Genomic DNA, 5754 nt, shown 5'->3' with positions numbered 1-5754 from the left:
AAAAAACACAAAAAATAAAGCAAAGCATTCTAAACTTATGGATAAGAAAAAGAATAAATTGCGACAAGAAAAAATAGCAAGAAAAGAAAAGCTAAAATCTATAGTATCGCTTTCTCGAAAAAAGCCTGACACTTCAGTAAACGATTAATAATTAAGGTTTTGTATTTTATTTATTTCGTTTTTTTTTTATTATCAACTTTATTATTAAATAACTAAACATGCTTTTTAACCGATTAAAATGCATTTAATCTATTTTCATGCTTTTTTTTTAAATTCTGATTGTAGAAGTAGAAAAAGATAGTACTTTTGCACTCTCAAATAAAAAAAACCTACTTATGAAAATTATTACATCGTTATTATTAAAGGTTATTGTTGCCTTAACATTAATTACAACATTTAGTTGTTCGGTTGAATCTTTAGATGACGAACAGTCTTTAAATCAGGCATCTAACGAAGCCAATCTTACTTGTACAAACGCCCAACCAGAGTCTCGTTTAATTAATAACGGAACTGTAAATTTTGAGTTTGAAATTATTAGTACTACTTCAGGTCAAATTATAGAATTTATAAACGTAGCGCCAGGAACATCAACAAGTTGGACTTCCTTTCCAGAAGGTGAAATTCTTTTTTCTATAAAGAGTAACACTACTGGAGTTTCAGATATGAAAACACAATTAGTTTTAGCAAACTGCGAAACTTATGAATTAGAAATAATGTCTAATAACACACTAGCAACTAGTGTTCCTACAGGGATTTAAACACTATATATCAATAATATAAAGCCTAAAATAGATTTTGTTTTAGGCTTTTTTTGTAACTATTATTATTTTTTTGTTATCAAGGTTGGTGGTGAAAAACAAATAATCACTACCTCCATCTTTTAATTTTAGCTTTTTACGAATTTGTTGAACAGACTCTGGAAAGTTTCTAATAGTAACATTTGCTTCTGTTTCTTTAAAAACAGTTTTAAATTTCTTTTTATTGTATTCCAAAACATTAATTATTTCGAAACAACGTCCAGGAAAATCTACAAGTTTTTTAGAAGTGTATAAATGAGAGTGTTTATGTAGTTTTTTAAGAGCAAGTTTCTCAGCTAAAACATTAAAAGCTCCAGTTTTTAGTAGCGCAGCATTTGGTTCGTATAGATAGGTTAAAGGTATACTTAGCCCCTTATAAGCTATGGATTCTTCATTTAAATAAAAATTAAAAACTTGCTTTTTATCTTTAGCAATGTTTATTGATTTAATCTCTATTTCACCACTAAAATCGCGTTCTAAAACCCAAAGTAATTCTTTTACTTCATTGTTTACAGCTACAGAATGAATAGCTTTAACACATCTTAGTTCTGAAATACCTGAGGTGATATCTAATAAAGGAGATGTTTTAATCATTATATTTTTAGAATACTTAAAAAGTAATTCTAAATGTTTTGGGACATTTGGTAGACAATCGTCCAACAAAAATACTTTGCCTTTTGTAAGATCACGTCTTGAAGGGTCTACATATATCCAATCGTAATTCTTTTTTTGAGATTCTAGAGTTATGATACCATTTTCAGGATAGCATGTTATATTGTCAATGTTTAATTGTTTGTAATTATGCCTTACAATTTGAGATAATTTAGAGTCAATTTCGCAATGATAAACATGATTTACTTGTTTAGAAAAGTAAAAGCAATCTACACCAAAACCGCCTGTTAAATCTATTAAGGATTCACCAGAAACTAAATCTGCTTTATAAAGTGCTGCAATTTCAGAAGAGGTTTGCTCTATATTAAGTTTGTTTGGGTAGTATATTTTTTTTGTAGAAAACCAAGTAGGGAGTTTTTTTTTACAACGTTTTTTCGCTTCAATTTGCTCTATCAATAGTTTTATATCTACAGATGTGTTTAGCGATTGTTTAAGTAATAATTTAGTAACATCAATAGTTAAATTATTATTTATAAATTCTTGATTTTCAAAATTTAAAACAACGTTATCTAAACTATTTTTTAACATCTAATCCTTTTGTTAATTTCTTAACTATTCTATATTCTGAAAGGAATTCTTTGGCGATTACTTTTATAGCTGTGTAAAGTGGAATAGCTAATATTAATCCTACAATTCCAAAAAGCAAACCAGCTATAATAATGATAATAAATATTTCTAATGGATGTGATTTCACACTTTTAGAAAAAATATACGGTTGGCTAAAAAAGTTGTCAACTAATTGCGCAACAACAAAACCAATCATTACATAAATTGTTTTTGGTAAAATAACGTCACTAAAACTTTCTCCCAAATTACTAGACATTGTTAAAAGTATCAGTAATGCAGCACTAATCATTGGTCCTACATAAGGTATAACGTTTAAAAGCGCACAGAGTGAAGCTATAATGAGTGCATTTTTAATACCAAAAATAAATAATACAATAGAGTAAATAATAAACAATATTAGTAATTGCATTACTAAACCACCAAAATAGCGTGAGAGTAAATCTCTAATAGAAAAAAGCGAATCCTTTATGCGTGTATCTTGCTTTTTAGGAAAAAATGCCATTATACTGTTACCAAATAGTGTACTATCTTTTAAGAAGAAAAATGAAATAAATAACACAGAAAATAAACCAACACTAAAACTACCAAATCCAGTAACAATAGCGTTTAAAATGTCTGGAATAAACCCAAAATTAAGTTTAGACATGATTTTTGAATCTTGAATTTTTTCTTCTACATCTGCTGTTCTAAGATTAAAATGATTAATAAACTCTGTGTAAAGGTTTTCAATATTTAATTGTAGTTTTTCTATATCTAAAAGCGATAAATTTTGACCTTGTTCTATGGCTAACGGAATAAACATACCAATAATACCTGCAATTATTAAAATAAACAGAAACATGGTTACTACAACAGCAAGTGTATCTCCAAACTTTAATTTAATTGTAAAAAAATGTTTAATAGGTCTTCCTAAAAGCGACACCACACCAGCAATTGTTATGTAAGTTATTACAGATTGTATTTGATACAAAAACCATAAAAGAATAGCAATTCCAACAAGTATCGCAACTGCTCTTAAAATTCCGTTTGAGATTGCATTAGAGTTCATGTGTAGTATTTGGTTTTTTAACTGGGATATTGTTTACTATAAATAATTTTTATATGCTCAATTTATTAAGTAAATATACAGATAGAAAAGTTATTTATTAAATAAAATGTAAAATTGAAGTTATTGTAACTTTTTTGTTATTTCATATAGCGCAATATTGGTTGCTTGAACTACGTTCATACTGCTGTTTTGTCCAAACATATTAATGTGTAGTATATGGTCGCACTCATTTAAAACAGCTTCAGAAACACCAAAATTCTCATCTCCAATAATTAATACAATTGGTTGTTTAGTTGAAAAATTAAAGCTGTGAATTGGTAAGCTATCCTCTGTTATTTCTAAAGCAATACATTGATGATCTTTTGCTTTTAAAGCTATAATAGCTTCTAAAACATCTTTTAAAACCTCATACTTTACTGCTTTTTCTGTAGCACGTGATGTTTTAGTCATTTTTCTTCCTAAAGGAATAGTATCACCACAAAAGATTATTTTTTCTACTCCAAAGGCATCAGCAATACGAAAGAGACTACCAATATTTGGAGCATTAGTAACGTTTTCGCAAACTAAAGTGATTGGAAATATTTTCTTGTTAAAGTTAGTGGTGTAGTGGGTGAGTTGCACTTTAATTGTTAATTAATATGTTAGTTTTTAACGTACTCGAGATTTATTAAATAGACTTGTTTTTTTGTTTTCACTAACCCAAAAATAAAAAGGAATTCCTGCGGTTAATGTGCTAATGTATCCAAATCCCCAAAAAATTACGGTAAACAATATTGCAGCTATAATACCACCAATAATTAGATAATTATTAGGTTCTGCATGCAACCTATTAATGTCTTTTTTAGTAAAATTGCCACAGTGTTTACATCTTTCGTTTATTTCTTTACTACTATATTCTTTTAAAAAACCGTAACGCTCAGCAGTTTTAGTCTTTATATAGTTTTCTTCTTTGCAAGAAGTGCAGTAGTAAGATAATTTCAATTTAATGGAATTTTATATTAATTTTCAAAAGCATATTTAACAATATTCGCTCCCATTTGTAAAGCTTTTAGTCTAATAACTTCTGGGTCGTTATGTACTTCTTGGTCTTCCCAACCATCACCTAAATCACTTTCAACGGTAAATAAAAGCACTAATCTGTTTTCGTGAAATAAACCTAATGCTTGTGGTCTTTTACCATCGTGTTCATGAATTTTTGGTAAGCCTTTTGGGAAAGCAAAAGCCGTTTTAAAAATGTCGTGACTTGCAGGTAATTCTTTTAATTCTTGATTTGGAAATACTTTTTTTAACTCTTTAGTTATGTATTGTTTCATTCCGTAATTGTCATCAATATGTAAAAAACCACCTGAAATCAAGTAATTACGAAGGTTTTCTGCTTCTTCATCACTAAAGAAAACATTACCATGACCTGTCATGTGTAACAATGGGTATTGAAAAATATCTGTACTACCAACTTCTACAGTTTCTGGTTTTTCATTCATTTTGGTATCGATAGTCTCGTTACAAAATTTAACCAGATTTGGTAATGCTGTTGCATTAGAATACCAGTCACCACCACCTTTATATTTTAAAATGGCCAAGTCTTGAGATTGTGCATGCAAAGTAAACAGCATACAAACTACTACTGTGCATGTAAGTTTTAGTGTGTTTTTAAGACTATTTATCATATCTCAAAAATATAAAAATTATTGTTATGCAAAACACACTTTTAGTATTAATTATGCTGCTTTTTAACTTTCAAGAGTCAAAACCAGAAACATTTGAACCAGTTACAGTTTTAGAGCTGTTTACATCTCAAGGCTGTTCTAGTTGCCCAAAAGCAGACGCTTTGTTAGGTATTGTTAAAAATGATAATAGTACTATTATTGCTTTATCATACCATGTGGACTATTGGAATTATATTGGATGGAAAGATCCATTTAGTAATAAGTATAATACTGATAGACAACGTAGTTATGGAGAGAAATTCTTTTCAAATCGTATTTACACACCACAATTAGTTGTAAATGGAAAAGAACATTTTGTTGGTTCTAATGCTGCAACATTGAATAATAAATTAGAAACTTACGGAAAACAAGTATCTGTAAATGAGATAGTTTTAACAAATTTGAAACGTAATGGTAATACCTTGAATTTAGATTATAATATTAAAGGTAATACTGAAAATAAAAATATTCGATTTGCCTTAGTTATTAATGAACGTACAACCGAAATTAAAAGAGGTGAGAACAGAAACCGAACTATTAAAAACGAAAACATTGTTGTAAACGAAATAATAAGTAAAGTTATAAACTCAACCGGAAACGCAACAGTAGAAATACCTGAAGTAGTAAATAGTAAAGATGAGTTAAGTATTGTTGCTATTATTCAAACAAGTAATTTAGATATTACTGGAGCTGTGGAGAAAGGATTGTAACTTACTCATTAACAAAAGCAACAGAATGACAAGCAATAATAGCAACAGTTTCTGTATGTAAGTGTGTTTTTCCTAAAGTTACTGGAATAAATTTTTAAATTAAAAGTATCCTGGACTTCTCATTTCTTTTAATTTAACTCTGCTTAGGTTTATAGATTTGGCACTATCTCATAAACTGTGTAAGTTTCAAAAAACTCAGGATTGAATTCAATCCTGAGTTTTTTTATTTTATTAACTTTAAATTTTACACACTT

Annotated in this window: 7 protein-coding genes and 1 pseudogene; 2 read left to right on the top strand and 6 right to left on the bottom strand. The window is 28.5% G+C overall.

The annotated features are described in order from the left end of the window. Positions 1–335: 335 nt before the first annotated feature. Positions 336–758 carry a hypothetical protein gene (locus Q0C58_RS02535; RefSeq protein WP_290697037.1) on the top strand — a complete coding sequence of 141 codons (423 nt, stop codon included), beginning with the start codon at positions 336–338 and terminating at the stop codon, positions 756–758. Positions 759–800: 42 nt separating this feature from the next. Here the strand turns inward: Q0C58_RS02535 and Q0C58_RS02530 are convergent, their stop codons facing one another. The 5 genes from Q0C58_RS02530 to Q0C58_RS02510 all read right to left on the bottom strand — a co-directional run bounded on the left by Q0C58_RS02530 (position 801) and on the right by Q0C58_RS02510 (position 4751). Further along, positions 801–1997: a class I SAM-dependent methyltransferase gene (locus tag Q0C58_RS02530; RefSeq protein ID WP_290697034.1), complete on the bottom strand. Its 1197-nt coding sequence runs from the start codon at positions 1995–1997 to the stop codon at positions 801–803. Further along, a complete protein-coding gene (locus tag Q0C58_RS02525; protein WP_290697031.1) occupies positions 1984–3084 on the bottom strand; it encodes an AI-2E family transporter in 1101 nt (366 codons plus the stop codon). Before Q0C58_RS02525 ends, Q0C58_RS02530 begins: the two co-directional genes overlap by 14 nt. Positions 3085–3204: 120 nt before the next feature. Then, the gene (locus Q0C58_RS02520; RefSeq protein ID WP_290697020.1) at positions 3205–3705 is read right to left on the bottom strand and encodes a TrmH family RNA methyltransferase; all 501 of its coding nucleotides are present in this window, start codon (positions 3703–3705) and stop codon (positions 3205–3207) included. Positions 3706–3732: 27 nt separating this feature from the next. Then, positions 3733–4065, bottom strand: a complete 333-nt coding sequence (locus Q0C58_RS02515) for a hypothetical protein (RefSeq protein ID WP_290697018.1) — start codon at positions 4063–4065, stop codon at positions 3733–3735. A 17-nt stretch (positions 4066–4082) separates the two neighbouring features. Then, positions 4083–4751 (bottom strand): DUF4159 domain-containing protein, encoded by a 669-nt coding sequence (locus tag Q0C58_RS02510; protein ID WP_290697015.1) that lies wholly within the window; start codon positions 4749–4751, stop codon positions 4083–4085. Positions 4752–4777: 26 nt separating this feature from the next. Between Q0C58_RS02510 and Q0C58_RS02505 the strand changes: the two genes are divergently transcribed. Then, positions 4778–5500, top strand: coding sequence for a thioredoxin family protein (locus Q0C58_RS02505; protein ID WP_290697012.1), 723 nt, complete (start codon positions 4778–4780; stop codon positions 5498–5500). A 1-nt stretch (position 5501) separates the two neighbouring features. On the opposite strand, the pseudogene Q0C58_RS02500 reads toward Q0C58_RS02505, so the two are convergent. Further along, positions 5502–5594, bottom strand: a pseudogene (locus Q0C58_RS02500) (16S rRNA (uracil(1498)-N(3))-methyltransferase); the annotation flags it as partial. Positions 5595–5754: the final 160 nt, after the last annotated feature.

It is taken from the genome of Lacinutrix sp., assembly GCF_023299985.1.
GTDB lineage: Bacteria > Bacteroidota > Bacteroidia > Flavobacteriales > Flavobacteriaceae > Lacinutrix.
This window is presented reverse-complemented; position numbering and strand designations above follow the sequence as displayed.

What these genes read in the sequence shown, in the direction of transcription:
- Q0C58_RS02535 (WP_290697037.1), top strand. Translation starts at nt 336, where the DNA reads ATGAAAATTATTACATCGTTATTATTAAAGGTTATTGTTGCCTTAACA.
- Q0C58_RS02530 (WP_290697034.1), bottom strand. Translation starts at nt 1,997, where the DNA reads ATGTTAAAAAATAGTTTAGATAACGTTGTTTTAAATTTTGAAAATCAA.
- Q0C58_RS02525 (WP_290697031.1), bottom strand. Translation starts at nt 3,084, where the DNA reads ATGAACTCTAATGCAATCTCAAACGGAATTTTAAGAGCAGTTGCGATA.
- Q0C58_RS02510 (WP_290697015.1), bottom strand. Translation starts at nt 4,751, where the DNA reads ATGATAAATAGTCTTAAAAACACACTAAAACTTACATGCACAGTAGTA.
- Q0C58_RS02505 (WP_290697012.1), top strand. Translation starts at nt 4,778, where the DNA reads ATGCAAAACACACTTTTAGTATTAATTATGCTGCTTTTTAACTTTCAA.